The sequence below is a fragment of the Sporosarcina sp. P20a genome (assembly GCF_002743175.1).
GTDB lineage: Bacteria > Bacillota > Bacilli > Bacillales_A > Planococcaceae > Sporosarcina.
On the sequence record NZ_PDYT01000029.1, the window covers coordinates 1 to 25,908 of the forward strand.

At 43.0% G+C, this 25,908-nt stretch carries 23 protein-coding genes; 8 read left to right on the forward strand and 15 right to left on the reverse strand.

Annotation, left to right across the window (positions count from 1 at the left end):
• Positions 1 to 580: 580 nt before the first annotated feature.
• The 5 genes from CSV72_RS15305 to lplA all read right to left on the reverse strand — a co-directional run bounded on the left by CSV72_RS15305 (position 581) and on the right by lplA (position 6,068).
• Positions 581 to 2,515, reverse strand: a complete 1,935-nt coding sequence (locus CSV72_RS15305; protein ID WP_099679079.1) for an FtsX-like permease family protein — start codon at positions 2,513 to 2,515, stop codon at positions 581 to 583.
• Positions 2,487 to 3,266, reverse strand: coding sequence for an ABC transporter ATP-binding protein (locus CSV72_RS15310; protein ID WP_099679080.1), 780 nt, complete (start codon positions 3,264 to 3,266; stop codon positions 2,487 to 2,489). The genes CSV72_RS15305 and CSV72_RS15310 overlap by 29 nt, the downstream gene beginning before the upstream one ends.
• Positions 3,247 to 4,269 carry a sensor histidine kinase gene (locus CSV72_RS15315; RefSeq protein ID WP_099679081.1) on the reverse strand — a complete coding sequence of 341 codons (1,023 nt, stop codon included), beginning with the start codon at positions 4,267 to 4,269 and terminating at the stop codon, positions 3,247 to 3,249. The genes CSV72_RS15310 and CSV72_RS15315 overlap by 20 nt, the downstream gene beginning before the upstream one ends.
• On the reverse strand, positions 4,269 to 4,970 hold the full coding sequence (locus CSV72_RS15320) for a response regulator transcription factor (RefSeq protein WP_099679082.1): 702 nt from the start codon (positions 4,968 to 4,970) through the stop codon (positions 4,269 to 4,271). Before CSV72_RS15320 ends, CSV72_RS15315 begins: the two co-directional genes overlap by 1 nt.
• Before the next feature lie 105 nt (positions 4,971 to 5,075).
• The gene (gene lplA / locus CSV72_RS15325; RefSeq protein ID WP_099679083.1) at positions 5,076 to 6,068 is read right to left on the reverse strand and encodes a lipoate--protein ligase; all 993 of its coding nucleotides are present in this window, start codon (positions 6,066 to 6,068) and stop codon (positions 5,076 to 5,078) included.
• A 207-nt stretch (positions 6,069 to 6,275) separates the two neighbouring features.
• Here lplA and yhfH point away from each other — a divergent pair, with 207 nt between their 5' ends.
• Complete coding sequence (gene yhfH / locus CSV72_RS15330) at positions 6,276 to 6,401, forward strand: protein YhfH (protein ID WP_083035173.1); 126 nt, start codon at positions 6,276 to 6,278, stop codon at positions 6,399 to 6,401.
• A gap of 193 nt (positions 6,402 to 6,594) precedes the next feature.
• Here yhfH and hemY read toward each other — a convergent pair whose 3' ends face one another.
• From hemY to hemE, 3 genes are read right to left on the reverse strand one after another with little or no spacing between them, the layout of a single operon-like run.
• Positions 6,595 to 8,010, reverse strand: a complete 1,416-nt coding sequence (hemY, locus tag CSV72_RS15335) for a protoporphyrinogen oxidase (RefSeq protein WP_099679084.1) — start codon at positions 8,008 to 8,010, stop codon at positions 6,595 to 6,597.
• A gap of 28 nt (positions 8,011 to 8,038) precedes the next feature.
• On the reverse strand, positions 8,039 to 8,974 hold the full coding sequence (gene hemH, locus CSV72_RS15340) for a ferrochelatase (RefSeq protein ID WP_099679085.1): 936 nt from the start codon (positions 8,972 to 8,974) through the stop codon (positions 8,039 to 8,041).
• Between the two features lie 24 nt (positions 8,975 to 8,998).
• Positions 8,999 to 10,042 (reverse strand): uroporphyrinogen decarboxylase, encoded by a 1,044-nt coding sequence (gene hemE / locus CSV72_RS15345; protein ID WP_099679086.1) that lies wholly within the window; start codon positions 10,040 to 10,042, stop codon positions 8,999 to 9,001.
• 293 nt (positions 10,043 to 10,335) lie between these two features.
• On the opposite strand from hemE, the gene CSV72_RS15350 reads away from it, so the two are divergent.
• The 3 genes from CSV72_RS15350 to CSV72_RS15365 all read left to right on the forward strand — a co-directional run bounded on the left by CSV72_RS15350 (position 10,336) and on the right by CSV72_RS15365 (position 14,133).
• Positions 10,336 to 10,845, forward strand: a complete 510-nt coding sequence (locus CSV72_RS15350) for an antibiotic biosynthesis monooxygenase family protein (RefSeq protein WP_099635605.1) — start codon at positions 10,336 to 10,338, stop codon at positions 10,843 to 10,845.
• Positions 10,846 to 11,024: 179 nt separating this feature from the next.
• Positions 11,025 to 12,188, forward strand: a complete 1,164-nt coding sequence (locus CSV72_RS15355) for a M20 family metallopeptidase (protein WP_099679087.1) — start codon at positions 11,025 to 11,027, stop codon at positions 12,186 to 12,188.
• A 1,408-nt stretch (positions 12,189 to 13,596) separates the two neighbouring features.
• Positions 13,597 to 14,133, forward strand: a complete 537-nt coding sequence (locus CSV72_RS15365) for a competence protein ComK (RefSeq protein ID WP_099635602.1) — start codon at positions 13,597 to 13,599, stop codon at positions 14,131 to 14,133.
• Here CSV72_RS15365 and CSV72_RS15370 read toward each other — a convergent pair.
• From CSV72_RS15370 to CSV72_RS15385, 4 genes are all read right to left on the reverse strand, one after another.
• Positions 14,096 to 14,509 (reverse strand): YhjD family protein, encoded by a 414-nt coding sequence (locus CSV72_RS15370; RefSeq protein WP_233191327.1) that lies wholly within the window; start codon positions 14,507 to 14,509, stop codon positions 14,096 to 14,098. The genes CSV72_RS15365 and CSV72_RS15370 overlap by 38 nt on opposite strands.
• 120 nt (positions 14,510 to 14,629) lie before the next feature.
• The gene (locus tag CSV72_RS15375; RefSeq protein WP_099679090.1) at positions 14,630 to 15,196 is read right to left on the reverse strand and encodes a nuclear transport factor 2 family protein; all 567 of its coding nucleotides are present in this window, start codon (positions 15,194 to 15,196) and stop codon (positions 14,630 to 14,632) included.
• Between the two features lie 59 nt (positions 15,197 to 15,255).
• Positions 15,256 to 15,936, reverse strand: coding sequence for a response regulator (locus CSV72_RS15380; RefSeq protein ID WP_099679091.1), 681 nt, complete (start codon positions 15,934 to 15,936; stop codon positions 15,256 to 15,258).
• Positions 15,937 to 15,964: 28 nt separating this feature from the next.
• On the reverse strand, positions 15,965 to 17,113 hold the full coding sequence (locus CSV72_RS15385; RefSeq protein ID WP_199170122.1) for a sensor histidine kinase: 1,149 nt from the start codon (positions 17,111 to 17,113) through the stop codon (positions 15,965 to 15,967).
• A gap of 150 nt (positions 17,114 to 17,263) precedes the next feature.
• On the opposite strand from CSV72_RS15385, the gene CSV72_RS15390 reads away from it, so the two are divergent.
• Both CSV72_RS15390 and CSV72_RS15395 read left to right on the forward strand, forming a co-directional pair.
• Complete coding sequence (locus tag CSV72_RS15390) at positions 17,264 to 17,896, forward strand: YigZ family protein (protein WP_099679092.1); 633 nt, start codon at positions 17,264 to 17,266, stop codon at positions 17,894 to 17,896.
• A gap of 179 nt (positions 17,897 to 18,075) precedes the next feature.
• The gene (locus tag CSV72_RS15395; protein ID WP_099679093.1) at positions 18,076 to 19,107 is read left to right on the forward strand and encodes an LCP family protein; all 1,032 of its coding nucleotides are present in this window, start codon (positions 18,076 to 18,078) and stop codon (positions 19,105 to 19,107) included.
• A 652-nt stretch (positions 19,108 to 19,759) separates the two neighbouring features.
• On the opposite strand, the gene CSV72_RS15400 is transcribed toward CSV72_RS15395, so the two are convergent.
• Complete coding sequence (locus tag CSV72_RS15400; protein WP_099635596.1) at positions 19,760 to 20,803, reverse strand: glycosyltransferase family 4 protein; 1,044 nt, start codon at positions 20,801 to 20,803, stop codon at positions 19,760 to 19,762.
• Between the two features lie 288 nt (positions 20,804 to 21,091).
• Here CSV72_RS15400 and secA2 point away from each other — a divergent pair, with 288 nt between their 5' ends.
• Together secA2 and CSV72_RS15410 are read left to right on the forward strand one after the other, a co-directional pair.
• Positions 21,092 to 23,455: an accessory Sec system translocase SecA2 gene (gene secA2, locus CSV72_RS15405; RefSeq protein WP_099679094.1), complete on the forward strand. Its 2,364-nt coding sequence runs from the start codon at positions 21,092 to 21,094 to the stop codon at positions 23,453 to 23,455.
• Complete coding sequence (locus tag CSV72_RS15410; RefSeq protein ID WP_099679095.1) at positions 23,452 to 24,360, forward strand: accessory Sec system S-layer assembly protein; 909 nt, start codon at positions 23,452 to 23,454, stop codon at positions 24,358 to 24,360. The genes secA2 and CSV72_RS15410 overlap by 4 nt, the downstream gene beginning before the upstream one ends.
• A 98-nt stretch (positions 24,361 to 24,458) precedes the next feature.
• Here the strand turns inward: CSV72_RS15410 and CSV72_RS15415 are convergent, their stop codons facing one another.
• Positions 24,459 to 24,917, reverse strand: a complete 459-nt coding sequence (locus tag CSV72_RS15415; protein ID WP_099679096.1) for a C40 family peptidase — start codon at positions 24,915 to 24,917, stop codon at positions 24,459 to 24,461.
• Positions 24,918 to 25,693: 776 nt separating this feature from the next.
• The coding region (locus CSV72_RS17080) for a hypothetical protein (RefSeq protein WP_233191330.1) at positions 25,694 to 25,908 on the reverse strand (215 nt) is incomplete at its 5' end.

Genomic DNA, 25,908 nt, shown 5'->3' on the forward strand with positions numbered 1-25,908 from the left:
TTGGTTATAATTAGGGGTCAAGCCGTCGACGCCTTGACACCCCGAATCATACCAAGGGGACTTTTCTATTTCAATAGGGTTCCACTAACCAAACAGGAATGCTCCCGATGGATCAGCGAGAGCTTGAGACCCTGGACAGATGCCTTAATTTCTGTAAAGTACACAGAAATACGGCAAAGCGAACCCTTTGCTGTTCGCTTGGCTTAAGCCGAGCCCATGGGAAAGCGTCCGGCAGCTGGAGCTTCAATCCCCACCCACTTACCCCCTCCACTCACACTTGAATTTGAATAAGTTCAAACACAACAACAACTAGCACACCACTACAGAAAGTAATCTATGTACCTACACCTCCCACGTAGGGATTGAAGCGGAAGCTGGGGCGACTCCGGGAGGATCAGCGTGAGTCCGAGACCCTGGACTGATGCCTTAATTTCTGCAAAGTACACAGAAATACGGCAAAGCGAACCCTTCGCTGTTCGCTTGGCTCAAGCCACGCCCTCCGGAAAGCGTCCCCAGCTGGAGCTTCAATCCCCTTGCACTCACTATGTAACTCTCTATTCATAAGAAAAGACACCTCTTCCTAAGAAGTAGGTGCCTTAATATGTGAAATATACCGCCAGCGGATCAAGTAGAAATAGAACACCTGCATCAGCGCAAAGCCCGCAAGCACGAGCGCTAGCTCCTTAACAATCGAAATCTCAGCGAGCGCATCCCAAATGACCTGCAGCGACATAAACGCAAACACGCTGTGGATGAACGACACTCCCCACGGGAAGAAAAACTGCGGAATCAATTGCCGGTTGACGATCTTCGTAAACTCCCTGTCCGTCATCCCAATCCGTTGCAACACCGCATACTGCCGTCGATCATGACTCAGCGACGTATACAACCGGAAGTAAATGAAACTACCGGACGCAAGGAAAAATACACCTGCAAGCAATAATCCGATAAACAACAGCAACGAGAACGTCATACGGATATGCGAGTAATTTAATCCTGGATTCTCAAACTCATAACGCACCGGATCGCGATGTTCGAGCATGAGCCCCGCCAGCACTTGGGCATGGATTGATAATCCGATTTCCTGCGTCTCCTGCCAGTCCCTTACGTTAAACGCATAATAATTAAACGCGAGTGCAGCGACACCTGCTTGTTCTTCAATGCGGTCGAAATCCAAATGATTCACGACGATTGTATTGAGTCCAAGCGCATTCGGCGGAAACAGTTTATACGGATAGACGCCTTCGATCTCAAGTGAGACTCTACTGTCAGCCAGTTCGGTGTTGACTGATTCTGTCGACAGTTGATTGGCCGCGGCTGCTGTTGCCGGTAAGAACAACGCATGTCCACTCTGTAAGGAAAGTGGCTTTTCCCCGAAAGTTGCGGCCAGTTCATTCAGATCGGATAGCTTGACGATATTGACTTTATTCTTCGTATACGAAGATTGCTGTTCAAGTACACGAAATCGCACAGCCCAATAATCAAGGCCTTCTTGGTCGAGTTCATTGGTCAATTTTGCGATATGTGGATACTCGAATTCATTATGCGGCAAGCTTTTATAAATAAGCCCAAGTGGATTAACTTCACGATATTGCGAAGCGAATGATGTTAACGATGCCAGAATACCGACTGACATGAACGCGATCGTCGAAACGATTGTGACGATGAAGAACATCCGGGCATTTTCTTTTAAACGGACGATGCTTTCCGAGATCGAGATCATCCAAAAATCCCGCCAGAAGATGTTCTTTTGCCGTCGCAAAGCATGTAAGACGAGCGGTAAAGTGTCCGTGAAAAAGTAATAGGTTCCGAATGTGATGAGTGGCGGTAGCAGGAAGAACAGACTGATGATACTCGAGCGTGAGACGAATGCCGCCATAGCGTAGGCTAGCAACAATAGCACGACTCCGAAGATCCCTCGGCTTTTCGAGTACGAATACACCGACTGCACGGCCATATCCCCATTTAACAAGTCCGATACTTGTCCTTGCTGAATGAATACGGGTGCGATATATGAAATAATAGCGAATAAACTAAGGAATGCACCCATCGTCAGCACGAATGGTTTCCATGATAAATAAAGCGGTAATACCGGAATTTGCACAATGGCTTTGACGATCATGAAGAAGAACTTTGAAAACATGAAGCCGAGGAAAATCCCACTAATGATCGATGCGAAGCCGAGCAACATCGTCTCGATGAAAATGAGTCGATGCAACTGGCGCTTGGCCATTCCGAGAAGCAATAGCACACCGAACTCTTTCGATCGCGCTTGTAAAAATGCACGCATAGAATAAAACAAGAAAAATAGCGTAAAAATAAATAGAATAATTTCCGCTATTCCCATACCGAGTACTGAAATCTCTTTTAGAAAAGTGTTTTCAATCGACGGATGGAATAGCAACATCGAATAAAGGAAAAACACCATGACGGAAAATACACTCGCCATGAAGAATGCCGCATACACCCGGCGGTTACGAAGGACGTTACGGTAAGCGAACTGTCGAAAAGTCATTCACATTACCTCCAAGTAATGACAACACATTCAAGATACGTTGGAAAAATGTATGCCGGCGTTCGTCTTTATAGATTTCATTGAAAAACTCCCCGTCTTTAATAAACAGCACGCGGTCACAATAACTCGCCGCAATTGGGTCGTGCGTCACCATAATAATCGACGTCTTTTCATGTTGATTAATATGTTCGAGTAATTCAAGCACATCTTTCGCTGATTTGGAATCCAAATTTCCTGTCGGCTCATCCGCTAATACAATGCTCGGCTGATGGATGAGCGCTCGTCCTATCGCGGTACGCTGTGCTTGTCCACCTGATAATTCATCCGGTCGACGCTCCAAAATATCTTCCAAGTTCAGCTTTTGTGCCATATCTTCTACGCGCCTTTTCATCTCTTCAACGGGTAACCCATCAAGAGTTAACGGCAATACAAGATTTTCTTCCACCGTCAACATTTGCAGTAAATTGATTTCCTGAAAGACGAAACCGATTTGCCGTCTGCGGAATAAGGCAATGTCATTTTGACTGAGCTTTTCCGGTTCCACGCCTCCAATGACAATCTTGCCATAGGTCGGAATATCGGTCGCCATCAATAAATTCAATAGCGTCGTCTTACCACTTCCCGACGGTCCCATAATGGCAACGAACTCTCCTTCTTGCACATCGAAATCCAATTGATTCAATGCACGATGTATCACTTTTCCTTCGTAGATTTTCGTTACATCTTCCATCTTAACGACCGGTTGAGTCATCTGATTGTTCACCCGCCTCTCCGTCTGTAAATAATAATGCGATTGTCGTGCCTTCCCCTTGTTTTGAGGATATCGTCAGTTGATGGCCTAGTTTCTCACAGACTTCGGACGCGATATACAGCCCCATGCCTGTCGATTCTCCAGATAACCTACCATTTTCCCCAGTGAAGAAAGCTTTCGTCACGCGGTGTAAGTCAGATGCTGGAATTCCGATTCCTTCATCGATGATTTCCAGACACAGCCCTTCTTGTAGCTGCACTGCATTGACATGTATTTTCTTCCCTTTTTCAAATGTATATTTCACTGCATTCGTAATGAATTGATTGAGCATGAACTTGATCCACTTTCGATCGGTTGCAACCGTTAAGTGTTCATCAACGTTCAGCACAGGAAACAGACCGTTCGCAATGAAGAGTCGTTTGTTGTCATTGAGCACTTCTTGCAACACTTGTCTAAGTAATAGCCTCTCAATTTGCATATCTTCTTCAAACGTTTCAAGCCGTGCATTAACGAGGACGATTTCCAATCCACTTTGGATGCGCCCTACTTCCTGCTCAATACTCTTCTTATCGATTTCATCTTCTTGCAATAATAAATTAATGACCGAGATTGGTGTTTTCATTTGATGCACCCATTGATTCATGAAATGCAAATGACGATTTTGTCTATTATATAATGTCTGTACTTCATGCTGGTATAGGCGATACAACTCTCGCGTGAATTCCATCGTCTTTCTATGTTCAGGCGTCATGACGTGCCGTATCAACGCATCTTCCATCTGTTTCGGTTTTTCTACGATCTTCGCATAATACGTACGCCGCATGATGTATTTCGCTCCCAAATAGCCCGCCGTAAGCAGAATACTCATCGCGACGGAATAGATCGCCGTATTCGGGTTGCGGAAGCCGTCAAGCCAAAACAACAGTAGAATGAACGATACGAGTCCGATTTGAAACAGCATAAACGGCACATGCTCTTTAACGAACAGCGTGAATGCTTTCATCAGGCTTCCGACTCCGGCATGAAGCGATACCCCGCACCACGCACCGTTTCAATCCAAGACTGCACATCGTAATCGGTCAATTTCTTGCGCACTCGAGCCATATTGACATTGAGCGTATTTTCATCGACGAATGACTGATCATCCCACAATTCTTCAAGTAACCTTTCGCGCGACACTACTTTCGGAGACTCGCCCATCAGCAATTCCAAAATGACACACTCTTTCTTCTGAAGAGGAATTTCTTCCTTGCCTTTTTGCAGCGTCATCCGTTCTATAAATAACGTCAGATTCCCTGACACAATTACGCGCTCCGACTGACTTGGTGAGTATTCCCCAAATGAACGGCGCAAATGGCTTTTTATTTTCGCCAATACAATTTCATAATGGAATGGCTTTGTAATGAAATCATCGCCGCCATTTTCGAGTGCAAACACTTGATCCATATCACCAGAGCGTGCCGAGATGAAAATAATCGGACACATCGTATGTTGACGTAACTGACGACACCAATAATAACCGTCATAAATCGGCAAGTTGATATCTAATAGCACTAAATGCGGATTATACGCATTACATTCTTCTACAACTCGGTCAAAGTCCTGAATGATCGCGACTTCATATTGATATTTTTCAAGCGTTCCCGCTAGCAATTGAGCAATTTTCAAATCATCTTCTACAATAAAAATTCGATGCTTCACCATAATCCCTCACTTTCTCGTTATGTTCAGTATAACGCATTTCACAGTACACATAAATGAATGCTCCTATACAAAAAAACGCATGCCCCGCAAGACATGCGCTGTTCCTTAATAGATGACATTCACAAATTCTTCTAGCTTAATACCACCAAGGATTTTCTCCACGTCCATTGACTCGAGCGCTTCCGTGATCGCCTGGCGTTCATATTTCACACCTACTAAACGATTTTCAATTTCTTGGACTTCGCCAACACCGAAAAAGTCACCGTAGATATTAACGTTTTCTATACTGCCTTTTTCCACTTGCAAGCGAACATCAATGCCACCGACAGGGAACCGTTTCGATTGCTGCAAGTTGAACTTCGGTGAGCGACCGTAATTCCACTCCCAGTTACCATAGCGCTCCGCAGACAATTCACGGATTTTCGTCCAATCTTCATCCGTCAACACACGATACTCAATATTTTCTTCCCCATCGAACATCGAGTTCAAGATTTCCTGTCTAAACTGTTCAATGGATATAGGCTCTTCCAAGAACTCGGAAATATTCGCGACACGACTGCGAATCGACTTGATCCCTTTTGACTCGATTTTGTCTTTCTTCACTTTAAGTGAATTCACGACACCTTCCATATCTGTATCAAACAATAACGTGCCGTGGCTAAACATCCGATCCTTTGTCGCAAACTGTGCATTCCCTGAAATTTTGCGTCCATCAATCAAAATGTCATTACGGCCAAGCAATTCCGCTTTAACACCCATTTTGGCAAGCGCATCTGTTACAGGCTCCGTAAACTTCTTAAAGTTACGGAACGACTCTCCATCATCTTTCGTGATGAAACTGAAGTTCAAGTTTCCTTTATCATGATACACCGCACCGCCACCAGACAGTCTACGTACTACGTGGATGCCTTGACGATCGACAAACTCTGTATTGATCTCTTCTACTGTATTTTGGTTTTTCCCAATGATGATAGAAGGTTCATTGATATAGAACAGTAAATACGAATCTTTGTCTACGTCCATCGTATTGAGTACATATTCCTCAATAGCCAGGTTAATACGTGGGTCCGTAACGCCTTGATTATCGATAAATTTCATATTTTCTTCTCTCCTCACAAAATTGCCGCAATTATTTTCTGTTAATTCTCTCAATTCAGAGCCTCTAAAACAGCTTGAAAGCGCGTCGCAAAAGGCTTGATTCCATTTTAACAGATAGTTAAATGAATTGTTGACTTTCGGCATCTGTTGTAATACAATGTGTATATACCAAAGAGTTATACAACAAGCGAAGGGGGATTGATTAATATGGTAGAAAGCATCGTTGAATTTTTCAAGAACTTGCCGGCGAAGGTTTGTGCGACTTGTGGAACTGAAATTGAAGAGCAGCATGAGTGTTACTCTAATCAATGTAATCATTGCAACGTAAAATAAAACAAAACTTTCATTCGGCGAATATTCCTATATTCGCTTTTTTTCTGCCTAAATACATACATAGCTTGAGCAATTCGCGCATTATGGCAAGCAAACCGCGCCATTCCCCTGAAAAACCGCACCTTCCAGTCAAACCCACTCACCATACAACATAAAAAATCCGTACAACGATGGTTGTACGGATTTTTTCCTATTATTTAAACAGCTTCGCCAGCACTTGATCTTTCGCAGCGACGCCTTGATCGATACAGTCAGGTAAACCGACTCCATTATACGAGGCACCAGCGAGCTCGACCATCGGGAACGCTGATTGCATTTCTTCCCGCGCACGTAAAACCTTTTCTTTATGGCCTACGCGGTATTGCGGTCGGTCCTCTTTCCAGCGTGTGATAATACAGAAATCCGGTTCACCTTCGAGCTTGAGAATTTCTCCCAAGTCTTTGCGAACGATCTTCTCAATCTCAGCATCTGGTAAGTCGACAATCGCTTCTTCCCCAACACGTCCGACGAATGCACGCACCATCACTTTATCGTCTGGTGTCGTCGTCGGCCATTTCCGGTCGACGAGTGTACAGGCGGTTATCGAATGATTACTGCTGCGTGGTACTAAGAACCCCGTTCCATCGATATCGCTCTTCATCGCAGTTTTCGGGTAACCTAGTGCGACAGTTGCGACGGATGTCATCGGAATCGTTCCGAGTTCTTTCAACAAACCATGTGGTTCAAACAAACGACTCGCAACTGTGTGGCTCGTTGACATGATGACTGCATCTGCTACGATTTTCCGCTGATCATTCAACGTCAGCACAGCATGGTCGTCTTGTTTCATTATATTGGTGACACGCGTACCTTTCATCACATCGACATCAGTCAATTGCTCTTCCAATGCTTCAATCAATGAATCCAAACCGTTTTTAAATGTATGGAAAGCACCCATTTTTTTCGAACTATGACTATTCTTTTGCGGCAACTGTTTAGGAGTGGTCTTCCTCATTCCTAAAATTAAGCTACGGTGATTTTTTTCCACTTCATAGAACTGTGGGAAAGTTGATTCCAAGCTCATATGATCGATATCACCGGCATAAACCCCCGACAATAGTGGCTCAATTAGATTTTCTACCACTTCTGTACCAAAGCGACGACGGAAAAACTTACCGAGTGACTGATCTCCGGTCACTTCAGAACGTGGTAATACGAAGTCACCTGCCGCACGTATTTTACCACTCAAACTGAATAAACCGGACGTCACGAATGGTTTAATTTCAGTCGGTACACCCATGACAGCTCCAGCTGGGATTTTATGCATCTGATTATGCAGAAAGATATATGCTTGCCCTGTTGCGTTGCGAACAAGTTGATCTTCTATACCCAGCTCAGTCGCTAATTGGTCTACACTTTTTTTACGGATCAAAAAGGAGTCGGGACCGCGTTCGATTATATAGCCGTCTCGACGGACGGTTCGGATTTTTCCACCTAGTTCTGTTGACGCTTCAATCATGATGATATCTATGGGAAGTCCTTGTTCACGGGCATCTTTTTGCAAATAGTACGCTGCAGCGAGACCCGTGATGCCGCCGCCGATAATGACTACTTTTTTACGTTCACTCATGTCCTTTTTCACTCCGATCCAATTGAATTCATTTTGTTGCGTGTAACTGATCCATTACAGCATCTGCCATTGCATCAATGAATAAAGGATCGGTGTTCGGCATTGCAGGTCTGTGGTACGCTGCGCCGATATCGTCACAGACTACTTTACATTCGTAGTCGTTATCATACAGAACTTCCAAGTGATCTGACACGAAACCAACTGGTGTGTAAACGAATGATGTATAACCTTTCGTTTCAAACAGTTCACGTGTTAGATCCTGTACGTCCGGCCCCAACCAAGGATCAGGCGTTTGCCCTTCACTTTGCCAACCGAGTGCGTAAGTTTTTACGCCTGCTGCTTGTGTGATCATTTCAGCTGTTTCTTTTAACTGATCAGCGTATGGGTCACCGTTAGCTAGAATCTTTTCTGGTAACGAGTGAGCTGATACGATCAAGCAAGTATTCTCAATTTCTGTCTCGTCCATCGCATCATATGTTTGACGCAATTGGTTCGCCCAGTACTCGATGAATTTCGGTTGCTTGTACCAGCTTTCAACTGAAGTAAGTGTGATTCCATGCTTGTCCGCTTCCTCTTTCGCGCGACCGTTGTATGATTTAACGGAGAACGTAGAGAAATGTGGTGCCAAGACAATAGATGCAGCTTCTGTAATACCGTCTTCATGCATTTCTTGTATAGCATCTTCGACGAACGGTGCAATATGCTTCAAACCAACATATACTTTGAATTCAATTTCGTCTTGTGCTTCATTCAAACGTGCGCCTAGTGCGTTCGCTTGGTCTTCCGTAATCCGCGCAAGTGGTGAAATGCCTCCGATTGCTTCATAGCGATTGCGAAGATCTTCTACTTGTTCCGGAGCCGGCGGACGGCCTCTACGGATGTGCGTGTAATACGGTAATAGATCGTCATAGGAGTTTGGTGTTCCGTACGCCATAACGAGTAAGCCCATTTTCTTTTTCGTCATCATTTTCACCTCATGGTTGGATTGTTATTTCGAACGTAATTCTTTACTATATTCATGTACGAAAGCTGTTAAGCGTTTCAATGTTGCCGGTTTTACGTCAGGGAATACACCGTGGCCTAAGTTGAAGATATGGCTACCGTGCTCTACACCTTGTTCAACAATAATCTTTGCACGTTCTTCGATAACAGACCAGTCTGCCAGTAACATGGATGGATCCAAGTTTCCTTGCAATGGTTTTGTCATACCGCGTTCGCCAGCTTCTTTAATAGACAAGCGCCAATCCAGTCCGACTACATCGACTGGCAGATCATGCCATTCATTCGCCAAGTGGCTTGCGCCTACTCCGAAGGTAATCAATGGAACATTCAATTTACGTAGTTCCGTGAAAATACGAGTCATTGTAGGTTTAATGAAAATTCGGTAATCCGAAACATTCAATGCGCCTACCCATGAATCAAATATTTGCACAGCTTTCACACCTGCGTTAACTTGTGCTGTAATATAACTAATCGTCATGTCAGCTAGCTTATCCATTAATGCGAACCAAGCTTGTGGCTCAGATACCATGAAGGATTTTGTTAGGTTATAGCTCTTTGAAGGACCGCCTTCGATCATATAGCTCGCAAGTGTAAATGGTGCGCCTGCAAAACCAATCAGTGGGACATTCAATTGCTCTTGTGTCAGCATTTTTATCGTATCCAAAACGTAAGGAACTTGCTCTTCTGCCGAAAATTCACCTAAGTTGGCGATATCTTGTGCAGAACGAATTGGATTTGAGATAACAGGACCTACGCCTGATTTAATCTTTACGTCTACTCCGATACCTACTAGTGGTGTAACAATATCTTTATATAAAATGGCTGCATCTACATCATATTGATCTACTGGAAGCTTTGTGACATACGCACATAATTCAGGCTGATGCGTAATTTCTTCCAAGGAGTATTTCTCTTTGATTTTAAGATATTCCGGCTGTGAACGTCCTGCTTGACGCATGAACCAAACGGGCGTGTGATCGATTTCCTCGCCTCTCGCAGCGCGTAATAACGTATCATTAAAAGTTGACATATTCAGAGATACCTCTTTCCATATTTTTAATTTCTTTCACGTAACTCATATACGTTCTCATGATAAACCGTTGACAAGTCAATGTATAGTGAATTGCGCCTTTGTCATAATTTTGTGCTAGGACAACTCACACTTCTGCCATGCTTTAGACAATCATTCCTAACTTGCTTGCAATAAGTGTTTGATTCAAGAGAATTAAGGGAATTACTACATGTAGAATCATACACTGGTAAAGAGTGCTTTCAATTAAATGAAGCACAGACGATTGTTACTAGCCAAAGGAGGAATTTTATATGAATATTTATATGACAACTGGAACATTAGGTTTTATGGAGAAAATCAGAGACCAGCACACCGATGAACCAATACTTTTGATGAATGGCGGTGGTAGTACGCTGTTGCTACATGAGACGAACGGCAAGAGCGTGTTTCAAACACCAAGAAAGTTTGAAGTAGTAGGTTCTTATGGCAACCTGTCCGAACCTGGATTCTTTGCAATGGATAACGTTGCAGTAACAGATGAAGGGAAACCTATTTTCGAACATCAGTACAAGCAACTGGGTGAAAAACTGCAAAACATGCCAGGTTTCGTAGCATTCCGCTTATTGCGTCCTATCGGCTCTGATACGTATACATTGTTAACACAATGGACGGAACGACGTTTGTATGAGATCTGGTATAACTCCCCTGGTAATCAATTATCCGATAAAACGGTTTTCAAGGATGCCGGCGGTGCTTCACAACATATCTTCACAAGCGCTCCATACACCACACATTATAAAACACCTACTGAAGAGGTTTGACGTTTCGACGTCAGACCTTCTTTTTTTATGTTGAAAGTGATCTAACTAGTCATTTCTACACTGATTTAATTCATTTCAATTCCCTGTAATTTCAAAACTTGCAGTTTGCGATGTGGTTGACCGCTTGCTATACTGAACGAGTTGATTGACTTATTTGTCTATTTGAGAGGGGTTTTAAAATGAGAGAACGATTATTTCAGAAACTCGAACAATCTTATGACGATATGGTAGAGATGCGCCGCTATTTGCATATGAACCCGGAAGTTTCGTTTAAAGAAACGAAAACCGCTGCCTATATCGCTGATTTTTATAATCAACTTGGTGTGGAAGTACGTACTGGAGTAGGTGGCAACGGTGTCGTCGCAAGAATCAAAGGTGCAAAGCCAGGAAAATCAGTTGCTTTGCGAGCAGACTTTGACGCATTGCCTATTCAAGATCAAAAAGATACGCCGTACGCTTCCACTGTACCTGGCGTCATGCACGCATGTGGACACGACGGCCATACCGCAACGCTCCTTCAACTGGCAAAAGCTATGAACGAAATGCGCGATGAACTTACTGGTGAATATGTATTTATCCATCAACACGCGGAAGAATTAGCTCCAGGTGGCGCTATTGCAATGATCGAAGACGGCTGTTTAGAAGGTGTCGACGTTATTTTCGGCACACACTTATGGTCTTTATTCGAATCAGGTGTCATTTATTACGCTTCAGGCCCAATTATGGCTGCAGCGGACCGCTTCCATATTACCATTCAAGGTGCTGGCGGACATGGTGCTTCTCCACATCAAACGAAAGACGCAATTGTCATCGGTTCACAGCTAGTAATGAACTTACAACAAGTCGTTTCAAGACGCGTCGATCCAATCGAATCCGCTGTTCTATCGGTCGGCTCATTCGTCGCAGATAACGCTTTTAACGTCATCGCCGACCAAGCCGTTCTAGGCGGAACAGTTCGTACATTTACCAACGACGTACGCAATCTAATGGAACAAGAAATAAAGCGTATAGCTGAAGGTACCGCCCTATCCCACGATTGCAAAATCACTGTAGAATACTTCCGTGGATATCCGGCAGTCGTCAATCATGAAAAAGAAACGAACTATTTAAAAACTGTGGCTGAATCGATTACGGAACTAAAAGGTGTAGAAGAAATGCAACCGCAAATGGGTGGCGAGGACTTCGCTTATTACCTGGAAAAAGTTCCAGGTACATTCTTCTTTACAGGTGCGAAGCCAACGGATGCTTACCCACATCATCACCCACGTTTTGATATAGACGAAAAAGCTATGATCGCAGCGGCTAAAACATTGGGTGCTGCAGCTATTGATTATCAGAACTGAAGTTACGGGTTACGCTGAGGGTCATTCCTACACATGTGGGAATGACCCTCAGTTTTTTTCATTTGGTTATAGGATTACTTTTTGAGTATTGAAAATCGATATAGAGTGAGAAGGACAGCATGCGTGTTCGATTATGTTTCTGTTAAGGGTGCGTAAGAAGCGGCTTTGGGTTGTGGTTCTTGCACGTGCATTTTCTGTTTCGTGTTTGATCAGAAGGTTTTGGTTTTGGTTTTGGTTTTGGTTTTGGTTTTGGTTTTGGTTTAGCTGGCAATGTAAGTGGCAAGTCCATTGTCCCCACTACGGCGCTGGTGGATGGCTTTCGCGAGGAGCCAGAGACAGGAAGTTCGCCTGTCTTTGTCTCCTCGCTACGCCTACCACAGCAGTCGCCTTCGTTGGATTGGGGGTATGGCAGTTCGAGTAGTTGTTTTTACTCGTTGAAGTGCTGTCGGATTACGTTTCTGTTAAGTGTGCGTAATAAGTGGCGGTGGATTGTGGTTCTTGCACGTGCATTTCCTGTTTCCTGTTTGTTTAGGAGGTTGTGGTTTAGCTGCCTATGTAAGTGGAGAGTTCATTGTCCCCACTTCGGCGCTGGTGGATGGCTTTCGCGAGGAGCCAGAGACAGGATAGTTCGCCTGTCTTTGTCTCATCGCTACGCCTACCACAGCAGTCGCCTTCGTTGGATTGGGTGTAAGGCAGTTCATATACTTCTTTTTCAAAAGCACAAAATGAGGATTACCAAGTCGCAGATCTTCTTCCTATTTAGAACCACAACCGAATTAAAAACCACTCAGTAGCGCAGGCACAACTGCGGGGTAGGCCGTGGCCATGAGACAACTGGCAGCACCACCGCCAGCTGACTCATGGCTGGAGGCAATCCCCCACGTGCCTGCGCGGGTCCAGAAAGTGAACACTCATTATTTTCAGTCCCCAACAACCAATCGAGCAATGTCCCAACCAAAAGTGACAAAGACCGGCAACCGCATAGTCTTTCCGTCAACCGCGTTTGTAGGTTGGGTAAGATACGCAATTATCATTCTTAGAACCACAACCAAATTAAATACCACTCAGCAGCGCAGGCACAACTGCGGGGTAGGCCGTGGCCGGGAGACAACTGGCAGCACCACCGCCAGCTGGCTCCTGGCTGGAGGCAATCCCCCAAGTGCCTGCGCGGGTCCAGAAAGTAGACACTTACTAACTTCAGTACCCAACAACCAGTCAAGCAACGCCCTCAACAAAAAAAATCAGGATCCGTAGCCGCCTAGTCTAGTCTCCTCACCTATCCATAATCATTCGATAAAATCCACCATATTAATAGAACATTTACTATTTTCCAACATTACAGTTGATTTTCGTTTTTTCTATACTATAATTAATACGTATATGGTCCTATTAAAAGGGAGGGAACAACATGGCTAATCCGCATTATTTATCGTCTTATATCGTTACATTTCATACTTTTGCATTACTTCATGGACAACATGCGAACCCGTACTATACAAAAGTAGTAGAAAGCGACCGGACATTTATTGTCGAGAAAACACCATTAGAAATTATGAGAGATTCTTGTGCGCATTACCGTTCCAACTTTGAGTCCATCATTAACAGTTCCAAAATGGATTTGAAAAATCGTCCAAAGCCACCGATCATGTTGACACATTCAAATGACCGACCGTTATTATTTTTTCCTTTACTGTCCCCTACCTTACATAAAAACTCATGGGTAGCCTATCACGCAGTAAAAGACGCAGTTCAGCACGAGGATGGTGTTACTGTTATTCTGAAAAATGATACGCAGATGCAACTAGACACGTCGTTAGCTACGGTTTATCGTCAAATGGCGCTATCGCATATTTTGTCTCAACGATTTGAAAATGCTCAGGAAGAATTGCGCAGTTCTTATTACATGATCATGGAGCCGAAGAGTTCTGATTCGACAATTTCCTAATATACAGATTCAGCAACTCTTCTGATCGGTTACGTAAGCGCACATTCAAATAGCGACGCATATCTTGATAGCCATCATGTAAAAATACATATTCCGTAAATAGTTCATCTGTTGAATGGCGTATCACTTTCATTTTATGCTTTTGCAAGTACAAAGAGGTGGTTTGTAAATCAGCAGAAACTGTGTTCATCGTCTCGTCCAGCAAATTAAGGTACGGACTTTTCAATTTAAACGGTACTTTCTCTAATAACTGACGGTCACGTTCCATAATCGTCAATAGCATGGGAAGGTAAATATAGTTCTCCAAATACGGCATTGCCTCTGCGGGGATCAAAGGCATCGAAATCGCCTCCTTATAGAACGTATGTTCTTTCATTGATTATAATTCCTTTAGCGCAGAAAAGCAAGTACTCGTAGTATGGCTTTTTTTCGCATAAAAAAACTTCCAGTGTGTACAACTGGAAGTTTTGTTGCTAAATCGATATAAAAAGAGGATTTATTCTTTTGCTGGTTCATCGCCAATAAAGTGGATAGAGAATACTTTCCATGCGCCATCTTCTTTATTGAACACAGTCACTTGGCGACCTTCATGTGTATTTTCTACCTCTGTCTCAATATCCGTGAATGTTGTTTTCAACGTAGAAAACAACTGCGCGCTATCACCTGAATATTTTACGATTGTTTCATTATCTGCTTCACGTTTCATCGTAGATTTCTCAAGCATTTCTTCCATAGCCTGACGCTCTTCTTCTAGATCATAACCTTTGGTAGAAAGCGTGGCCAGATAACCATCTATGTCTGTATTGTTCAATGTTTCGATGTAGCTATCAAAAGCAGCTAGAATTTCTTCTTTATCTTCTTTTGGTACATCCGTGGCTTCTTCCACTTTGTCACCTGACATGCTGAAACCTACTTTTTTATCATCTACTCCATGATCAATGGCACCACTGCCTGGTGCAGGTTCGCCAGTTTCAGGATTGTTCTGTTTCGTTTCATCCGCGTTACCACATGCGCCTAATGCGAGCACTAATGCCATGGACGCTACTGCTATTTTTTTCTTCATATGCTCCTCCTACGTAGAGAAAAAGGCCTTCAACATGCAAAGACCTTTTCTTATTTTAATTATTTTACTTCTACCCAACCATTTTTGATTGCTGTAACAACAGCTTGTGTACGGTCATTTACACTCATTTTTTGCAGAATGCTAGAAACGTGGTTTTTCACAGTTTTTTCTGAGATGAAGAGTGTTTCACCGATTGTCCGGTTGCTCTGGCCATCTGTCAATAATTGTAGAACTTCACATTCGCGCTTCGTCAATAAATGAAGCGGGCGACGAATATCGTTCTGCTGGAAGGATCCTTTATGTTCTCTCTCGCTCAAACGACGGAATTCTGTTACTAAATTATGCGTGATTTTAGGATGTAAGTATGAACCGCCATTCGCTACTACTTTGATCGCTTGAATAATTGCGTCTGCATCCATTTCTTTCAGCATGTAGCCGAGAGCACCTGTTTTCAAAGCGTGTGTTACGTAGGACTCGTCGTCATGAATGGATAGCATGATAACGCGCGCATCCGGAAACTCTTTAACTAATTGCTCAGTCGCGTCTACACCATTCATGCGTGGCATATTAATATCCATCAGCACTACGTCTGGCTCATACTCTCTGTACAATTCAACTACTTCGACTCCGTCGTCGCCTTCTGCTACTACAGTAAACGATTCCTCAAAATCTAAAATCCGTTTAACTCCTTCACGGAATAATTGGTGATCATCTACTATCAAAATTTTTGTCGCTTCCATATCCTATTCCTCCCAGTAATTACCTTACTTATAGATCTTCGTCCAGTGGAATTTGAAAAAGAATCGAAGTGCCTTCTCCGACTTTCGTAATGACCTTCATTTTCCCTTTCAATAACTCCACACGTTCCTGCATTCCAATTAAACCAAATGATTTCTCTTTTGCTTCATTTGTATCAAAGCCGATACCTTGATCTTTGATTAATATATTAACTGATTCGCGTAACCATTCGATTTTGACCCATATTTCATCAGTTTTCGCATGTTTTATACTGTTATTCACTGATTCCTGGATGAGACGGAAAATACCTACTTCAAAATTGGAGGCAAATCTTTTTTCTGCTCCGTTGCTTTGGAAATGAATGATTAGCGGCGCCTCGTATTCACTCATGGTCAACAAATACTTTCGCAATGTCGGCACAAGCCCTAAGTCATCCAAAGCCATAGGCCGCAAATTATAAATGATACGACGAACCTCAGATAACGCACCTCTAACATTTTCTTTTAGGTAAGATAGCTCTTGCATTGCTTCTTCTGGACCATGCTTAACAAACGTTTTTTCAATTAAACCAGAACGCATTAAGACATTGGCTAACATTTGCGCAGGTCCATCATGAATATCACGTGATAAACGCTTACGCTCTTCTTCTTGGGCCTGGATAATCTGAACCGCAAAGTCTTGTTTTTGGCGAGCCGTTTCCAGTGCTGTACTTACATTTTTCAAGTCAGATGTTAAATATGTGATTACAGTAGTTACTTGGTTAACAAGTTGATCCGCTCTTTCGATTGTAGAGAGCAGCAACATCAGTCGACGTTCAAGTTCATCCCGTCTTTCACGAAGTTGTTTCTCCTCCATTTTATTGATGGAGGCGCGTACAAGCAAGTCATTTGCCACACTATACGCTTGTTTAACTTCTTCTTCACTATACGTTACAAAGTCTTTTGACACAGCAGCTAGGCGTTTTCTTGAGTTACGTGACATATCATCTAAAGAGTCGCCTTCTGTTATTACATGAGAAATACTTTCTTTCACTTCTGCTAACTCTTTTTGCATTTCTTCAAAACTTCGGCGGCTTTGTTCACTAATTAAGAAAATGTCGCTTTTTGAACGATCCATTACATTAACCATGTTGCCAAAGATTTTCTCCATCTGTTGAATGTCAATTGCCTTATCGTTCAAATAACTCCCTCCCGCATCCGTTTATGTGAAAATTCGCAAAGTGAGCATTATTGCAGTTTAGCCTAAATACTTATACACTTCATATATAGTATATCATTTTAATGATGAAAAAGTATTATAAGTATATTACAAATGTAGGGGGAACGACAAATGCGAGCTAATTATAAAACCGTAAAATTATACGGAGAGAGTGAATTCGTCATCCAAAAATCCCGTTTTCTGTCATTTGTCAAAAGAGTCGAGACAGAACAAGAGGCACTAGACTTCATACAGGACATCAAAAAGAACCATCATACAGCTACACATAATTGTTCTGCTTATCTCATAGGAGAACATGACCAGTTCCAAAAAGCGAACGATGACGGTGAGCCTTCAGGCACAGCCGGCTTCCCCATTTTGGAAGTGTTGAAAAAGCAGCACTTAAAAGACACCGTGATTGTCGTGACTCGCTATTTTGGCGGCATCAAACTCGGTGGTGGCGGATTAATCCGCGCTTATGGTAAAGCAGCTTCTGAAGGCATTGCCGCAACAGGTGTCGTGGAAAGAAAATTACACACACTAGTTAAAACTTCTATTGATTATACATGGCTAGGCAAAGTAGAAAACGAAATACGGCAATCCGACTACCCGTTAAAAGAGATCGTCTATGAAGAGGACGTTGAACTCTTTTTATATGTTCCTGAAGAAGAACAGGAACTTTTTCAGGCATGGATGATGGAATTAACGAACGGTCAGGCAAGCATCGCCACAGCCGGACATAAATTCCTGGAGTTCGACATCTGACTATACGTCCAATCGAAAAGCGGGTATAATGGTAGAAGGTGAACCTTATGAGTAAAAGGTCTGACTTCATTAAATCACCATCAATTTTTATGTGAAGATTTGCCATTTTTAATTAAAAATAACTTCCCATAGATTTTCCATTGACGGTTTATTTCCGCCGTACACCCTGGAGGTATAAAATGAAAAGAGAAGAGTATAGGAAAAAGAACGCGTCTAAAACAAAACGCTTCTTGAAAATAGCATTATTTACGTTCCTCATCGCAGCCATAGGCATTTCCGCTTATGCATTCAAGCTACACAACCAAGCGATGAACGTTCTAGATCGTTCTTATGAACCTCTCGCCAAGCAAGATCCGCCGGAAATTTATGTCGAACCCGCAAAAGATAAAGTGTCGATTCTATTGATTGGCGTAGACGAAAGCGAAGCACGCCAAGATAGAGAAGTGCACGGAAGATCGGATGCTTTAGTGCTTGCAACATTGAACCCTAAAACAAAAAGCATCAAACTCGTCAGCATTCCTCGTGATTCCTATGTTTATATTCCACAGGTAAAGCATAAAGATAAAATCACACACGCCCATGCCTATGGAGGTACTAGAGCTTCTATTGATACAGTCGAAGAACTATTCGATATTCCCGTCAATTATTACGTCAAAATGAACTTTAATGCATTCATCGATGTTGTAGATGCACTTGGCGGTGTAGAAGTCGAAGTTCCATACGAGCGTATCGAGAAAGATGAAAATGATAAAAATGCGATTCATCTAATGCCAGGCCTCCATCGTCTAGACGGACGCCATACGTTAGCTTTAGCACGTACTCGTAAACTCGATAATGATATCGAGCGCGGTAAACGTCAGCAAATGATTCTTCAGGCGATGATTAAAGAAGCAACATCGATTACATCCATAACCAAATACGGTGACGTGATCAATGCGCTTGGCGAAAACATGAAGACCGATATGACATCTAAGCAAATGTTGTCGTTTATCCAGTATATAAAAAGCGGACTTCCAGACGTGGATACCATCACATTGACAGGCTATGACGATATGTCGACAGGTATTTACTATTACAAGTTGGATGAGCAGAAGCTAGAAGAAGTAAAGCAAATACTGAAATCTCATCTTGGGGTAATCCCAGACTCCTCTTCTTTGACCGAGCTAAACACGGACCAATCCTCTGCATCCGCTCAAACCGATTATCAATAGTTCATTCAGAAGCGATGAGACCTTAACGGGTTTCATCGCTTTTGTTATAGACAGAGAAAAAGGAGTAGGTTCGATTAAAGAGTGTTAATTAGCTAGTGGTTTGGGATTTACGTTTCAGGCGGACGCGTTCCACGGGCACAGCTCCGATCTCCTCGTCCACTTCGAGTGCAAAGATGTGCTCCTAACGCTTCGCTTTTACTCGCAAATGCCGTACTTCGCAACAGCTCTCCCTGCGGTGCTTTCAGCTCGCGCTGTTCCCGATGAAGTCGCCTTCCACTCCAATACTACCTTGCGACTATAAATAGTTTGGGAGTACATTGAAGTTATTAACTAACTTAATTTTGTTCATCGAATCTATTTAAGTACGAAATTCAAATTCGCAGGCAGAAATGACTTTGACTTCGACTCTATAAATCCAAAAAGCGACACGAGTTGATTGTAAGCGCAAGGCGACTCCCGATGGACAGCCCGATCAGGTGAGACAACCAAAAGGAAGCATAGCGACCTGGTTGGCTCACCGCGGGCCCATGGGAAAGCGTCCGCCTGGAACGCAGATCAACGTTACTTCCCCCTTCTCCTGGTCTTTCTCATTCAGTTTAATCACAACAAAAAAGCCCTCATCCGCTTTGCAGCAGACAAGGACTCGCTTTACTTATTTACCAATCATGCGTACTAAATTTAACAACGGACGATAATTCGCCCCCGCTAGACCAATCAACTCGACAAACAGTTCAATCACAATCAACATGACGAAGATCAGAAGCAACGCACCCCACACGGTTGCTTGTGAGAACAATACAGCGGCTGCTCCAAATAGAATCGCAATACCATAAATTGTGAGCACAGCTTGTCTATGCGAGAAACCTACGCGCAATAAACAGTGATGCAAATGCGATTTATCTGCTGCCGTAATCGACTGCTTCATGCGAACTCGTCTAACGATCGCGAAGAACGTGTCTGAAATTGGAACACCTAACATGATAATTGGAATAACTAATGATACAACGGCAACGTTCTTAAAGCCGAGTAATGCCAGAACCGATATCATAAATCCTAAGAATAGCGATCCGGTATCGCCCATAAAAATTTTCGCTGGATGGAAGTTGAACAATAAGAATCCAAGCGAACTAGCCGCCAATATGGAAGCTGTTGCAGCAACAAAGACATCTCCCATTAATAGAGCCATAACTGTAATAGCAATGAGCGCAATAGTGGAAACTCCTGCTGCCAAACCATCCAATCCGTCAATCAAGTTGACGGCATTCGTAATTCCGATGATCCAAATAATTGTGATCGGAATACTTAAATAACCAAAGTCTAGCTGACCAAGAAACGGCAAGTTGATGAATTCAATTTGTAATCCGCCCCATAGTACAACGACCAACGCCGCTGCTAGCTGACCTAACATTTTTGCTTTTGCTGTAATTTCCAGCATATCGTCTAAAAAGCCAATCATGACGATCAGTACTGCACCGATTAGGATGCTTACTGCGTGCTCGTCTTTCGGCAATAATATAGCATATCCAATAATAAACGCTCCGAAGATTGCGAGCCCGCCGATTCTAGGCATGATTCTCGCGTGGACTTTCCGATAATTGGGACGGTCAACCGCACCGATCCGATACGCGAATTTGATGACTAGCGGTGTTAGTATGATTGCAGCGATAAAAGCTACAGACATTGCAATGAATAACATGTCTTTCCTCCCCAATTAGCATTACGTACATATCACCTTTTAGTATAACATGATTGTTGCTAGATTTCATCATTTAGTATGCATTACTCATCTATTCCCTTACTTGCTTCCTTACAAACACTACTAAACATTACCATCATGAAGTTTCGTCCATTTTACATGCGATAAATCATGAACAATCTATTGTTCTTCTCTTTCTATATATAGATAGTCTTTTGTCACTCCTTTTGGTAAAATAGATAGGAATCTCTCATTATAGATAGAGATTTATAAAGGAGCGTCTTATTCATGTTAAAAATCTTTAAACGTAGAACTGGAACGAGTGAACGTCAATTGCGTAAATACCGCAAAATTGTGGAGCAGATTAATTCACTGGAACCTAAATATATCGCTATGTCTAATGACGATCTTTCTGGAATGACCGATCAATTCAAACAACAGTTAAATGACGGCGCAACCGTCGAGACCATTATGCCGGATGCCTTCGCAGTTGTACGTGAAGCATCTAAACGGGTTCTCGGTATGCGCCATTTTGATGTGCAACTAATCGGTGGAGCTGTATTGACAGAAGGTAATATCGCTGAAATGCCAACTGGTGAAGGTAAAACACTTGTAGCTTCTTTACCTTCATACGTACGCGCGCTTGAAGGTAAAGGTGTTCACGTCATTACAGTTAATGATTATTTGGCAAAACGGGACTTTGATCAAATCGGTCAAATCCATCGTTTCCTAGGATTGACTGTCGGATTAAATGTTCCGATGATGCAAGGTCCAGCTAAGCAAGCCGCTTACGAAGCAGACATCACGTATGGTGTAGGTACAGAATTCGGCTTTGATTATTTAAGGGATAATATGGTACAACATACTTCCCAAAAAGTGCAGCGGCCATATCACTTCGCTATTATCGATGAAGTCGACAGCGTCTTAATCGACGAAGCGAAAACTCCATTGATTGTAGCAGGTAAAACACAAGCAGATGCGGATCTTCACCATATTGCAGCCCGCCTAGCCAAACGTTTTAAAGTCGAAGAGGATTTTGACTTTGACGATGCGACAAAAGCTACTTCCCTTACGGAACAAGGTATCGAAAAAGTTGAGAAAGCATTCGGTATCGACAACTTGTATGATTTAGATCACCAAACACTTTATCACTACGTCATCCAAGCCGTCCGCGCGTTCGTCATCTTTAAGCGTGATGTCGATTATATCGTACGCGACGGAAAAATCGAATTGGTAGATATGTTCACTGGCCGAATTATGGAGGGCAGAACATTATCAGATGGTCTTCACCAAGCAATTGAAGCTAAAGAAGGCGTCGAAATTACAGATGAAAATAAAGCACAAGCTCAAATTACGATTCAGAACTACTTCCGTATGTATCCAAGGCTTTGTGGAATGACGGGTACTGCGAAAACACAGGATACGGAATTCCGTGAAGTTTATAATATGGAAGTAATCCAAATCCCGACGAACCGTCCACGTGCACGTATCGATGCACCAGATTTCGTTTTCAGAACGACAGAAGAAAAGTATAAAGCAGTAGCAAAAGAAGTAGCTGCTCGTCATGCGAAAAGACAACCGGTTTTGGTCGGTACTACGTCCATTCTTCAATCCGAAGCTGTCGCCAAATATTTACGATATGAAGGATTGAAGTTCCATCTATTAAATGCGAAAAGCGTCGAGCAGGAAGTTTCATTGATTTCCGAGTCTGGACAAGCAGGTAATATTACCGTCGCTACTAATATGGCAGGACGCGGAACGGATATCGTACTCGGTGAAGGTGTGGAAGAAAACGGTGGACTATTTGTATTAGGGACAGAAAAACATGAAAGCCGTCGTGTAGATAATCAGTTACGAGGCCGTTCAGGTCGTCAGGGAGATCACGGAGAAAGCCAATTCTATCTTTCTTTAGAAGATGAAATGTATATGCGCTTCTCTCCTGAAGAACTCGAGAAATTCTTAACGAAAGTCCGCACAGACGAGAATGGTAAAGTATTAAACCCTGAAGTAGATGAACTAACGGAACGTACACAACGTATCGTTGAAGGCGCGCACTTCTCTATGCGTGAATATAATCTAAAATTAGATGACGTAATCAATGATCAACGTGAAGTCATCTACTCCTTACGCAATCGCGTACTCGAAGGCAAAGACATCTTTGAAAAACTTAAGACGATGTTATCAGAAACCGTTGAGTTCGTTGTTCTAGATAGCTGTCCTGATAATGAAATCGCCGACAATTGGGATTTCGATCGTATCGAACGGACTATGAACGCGCTATTATTGACGCCGGTTAAGCTTCCCAATTCATTAGATAGAACTGCTGATATAATGAAAGAGTACGATGAAGAAATGGCAGAGTTGTTTGCGTTTATCGACACTTTCACTGATAATGAACAAGTGAGTCAACTGCTGCCACAAGTCATGTTGAGCTATATTGACACGATGTGGGTTAAGCATTTAGAAGTGATGACTCGCCTAAAAGAAGGAATTGGATTGCGTTCATACGGACAAGAAGATCCTATGCGTATTTACCAGCGTGAAGGCTTGCAGATATTCGCCAAGCACTATCAACGCCTGCGCCGGGATATTGCGTCCGAAATAATCGCATTCATGAAGCAACTTAATACACAACAGGAGGTTTCCCAATGAAACTCTTCAATTTATTCAAAAAAACCGAGAAAACTGGATTGGACAGTACAGTTGAATCCGAAGAAATTTTAGAAAACGGCCAAGCTGGTTCAGGCGATGAAGATATTGAAACAGAACTATCTCTTCATGAGCAATGGAGTCTAACACAGGAGCAGGAATATGTTTTCCGTTTCCTCGCAAATGAACTAGAGCCTTTAAAACCAAACCAAATTTCCTTATCAGGTATCGATATCGACTTGGAACCTGCAAACGGTAGCTGGTTAGTCAAAGCATTCTTCTGTTCATCACTTGATCAAGCGATCACTGTAGGCGAAATCGAGTTATTATTACTTGATGAAGAAGGCAATACTGTAGCATCTGCAGAGTTTGACTTGAACGAGTTAGGCGAAATCCCAGCCCGCAGTGCACGTCCATGGGTATTCGTTTTCGAAAAGAAAGATCAATTGGTAGAAGAAATTCCAGCAACGAACTGGAAGCTTGCATTTAACGTTCACTCGATGATGCCCCACCAATTGGAACTTGCACCTACATGGGAAGAACAACTCCCTGCTGAACAAAAAGAAGCGTTAGCTAACATTGTAAAAGATCTACCGAAATTGAAGCCACGTGAAGTGAATATCGCTGGTTTCCAAATCCAATCACAAGATGCCGGCACTATTGCAGCATCCGTATTCGTTCGTAACGGCCACTCTAAACAAATCAACATCGAAAAGCTGCCGCTTGAATTGATTGACGCAACAGGAGAATTGGTAGCTCGGGGAACATTCGACCTTGATCCTCCACTTTCCGTGAAAGCAAACAGCACAACTCCTTGGACATTCATCTATCCTAAGGAATTGATAAAGAAAGAGGAACCGGATTTCTCTCGTTGGACAATCCGCGTTCCACAAGACGCAACTAATTAATATTTACCGGATAAGATTGGGGGCCTCCCCCTCTCCTATCCGGTATTTTTTCATAAAAAAATCGACCTTCCACTTAAGGAAGATCGATGTCTCTTCTATTAAATACCTGCTACACGTTTCGCGCCTATATAGCGCTTGCCCCAATATGAATCATTTACTCTATCTACACGCACACCTTTTGATGTAGAAGCATGTGCGAACTTGCCATTTCCAACATAAATTCCAACGTGAGAAACACCGCGTCCTGTTGTGTTAAAGAATACTAGATCACCATTACGAAGGCTTGATTTCTTTACAGCGCGCCCTGATGCATACATAGCACGAGAAGTTCTTGCTACTTTTAAACCATTTTGCTTGAATACATAACCTACATAACCTGAGCAATCAAATCCTGCTCTTGTCGTACCGCCATAACGATATTTGATACCAGTTAAGCTAGTTGCTGTTTTTGTGATGTTCGTTGTTTTAGCTGCTGCATCTGCTTGTCCTGCAAACGGCGAAACGATCAGTAGTGTCGAGAGTGCTAGGACTGAAATAACCTTTTGTAATAGATTCATAATTTCCTCCGATAATAGTATGTATTTTTGCTAGTTTACTTGTCTGTTTATGTATATTTATCTTAGCATCTCCCAAACTATCGGATTATTACAGTAATGTAACAAGATTATTTCAATATTAAACAATATATTACACTTGAAATATTTGTGTCTTAAATTGACAAATGAAGGGGGTTTAGTTGAATATATGCCTCGTATTACATTAAACCTAAGAGGGTGTGTGGAGTACCCAACCTGGAAACACGTATGGAAGATACACTATGCGGCTGCGGGTCTTTGTCACTTTTTGTTGAGGGCGTTGCTCGACTGGTTGTCGGATACCTAAATTAATGCGTGTCTGCTTTCTAGACCCGCGCAGGCACGTGGGGGATTGCCTACAGCCAGGAGCCAGCTGGCGGTAGTGCTTGCCAGTTGGCTCATGGCCACGGCCTACCCCGCAGTTGTGCCTGCGCTACTGAGTGGTAGTTATTTAGGTTGTGGTTCTAAGTAGGATAGTAAAATGATGAATTGCGTACCTTACCCAACCTGGAAACGCGTTTGGTGGAAAGACTAGGCGGCTACGAGTCTTTGGCACTTTCTTGAGGGGCGTTGCTCGACTGGTTGTTGGGGACTGAAGTTAGTGAGTGTCTGCTTTCTGGACTCGCGCAGGCACGTGGGGGATTGCCTACAGCCAGGAGCCAGCTGGCGGTAGGGCTGCCTAGTTGTCTCATGGCCACGGCCTACCCCGCAGTTGTGCCTGCGCTACTGAGTGGTAGTAATTTAGGTTGTGGTTCTAATTAAAAAAAGATCAGCAACATCGTGATATCTATTATGAATCCCTTGCGAAAGAAGTATACGAACTGCCCTACTCCCAATCCAACGAAGGCGCCTGCTGTGGTAGGCGTAGCGAGGAGACAAAGACAGGCGAACTTTCCTGTCTCTGGCTCCTCGCGAAAGCCATCCACCAGCGCCGGAGTGAGGGCAATGCACTTGCCACTTACATTGCCAGCTA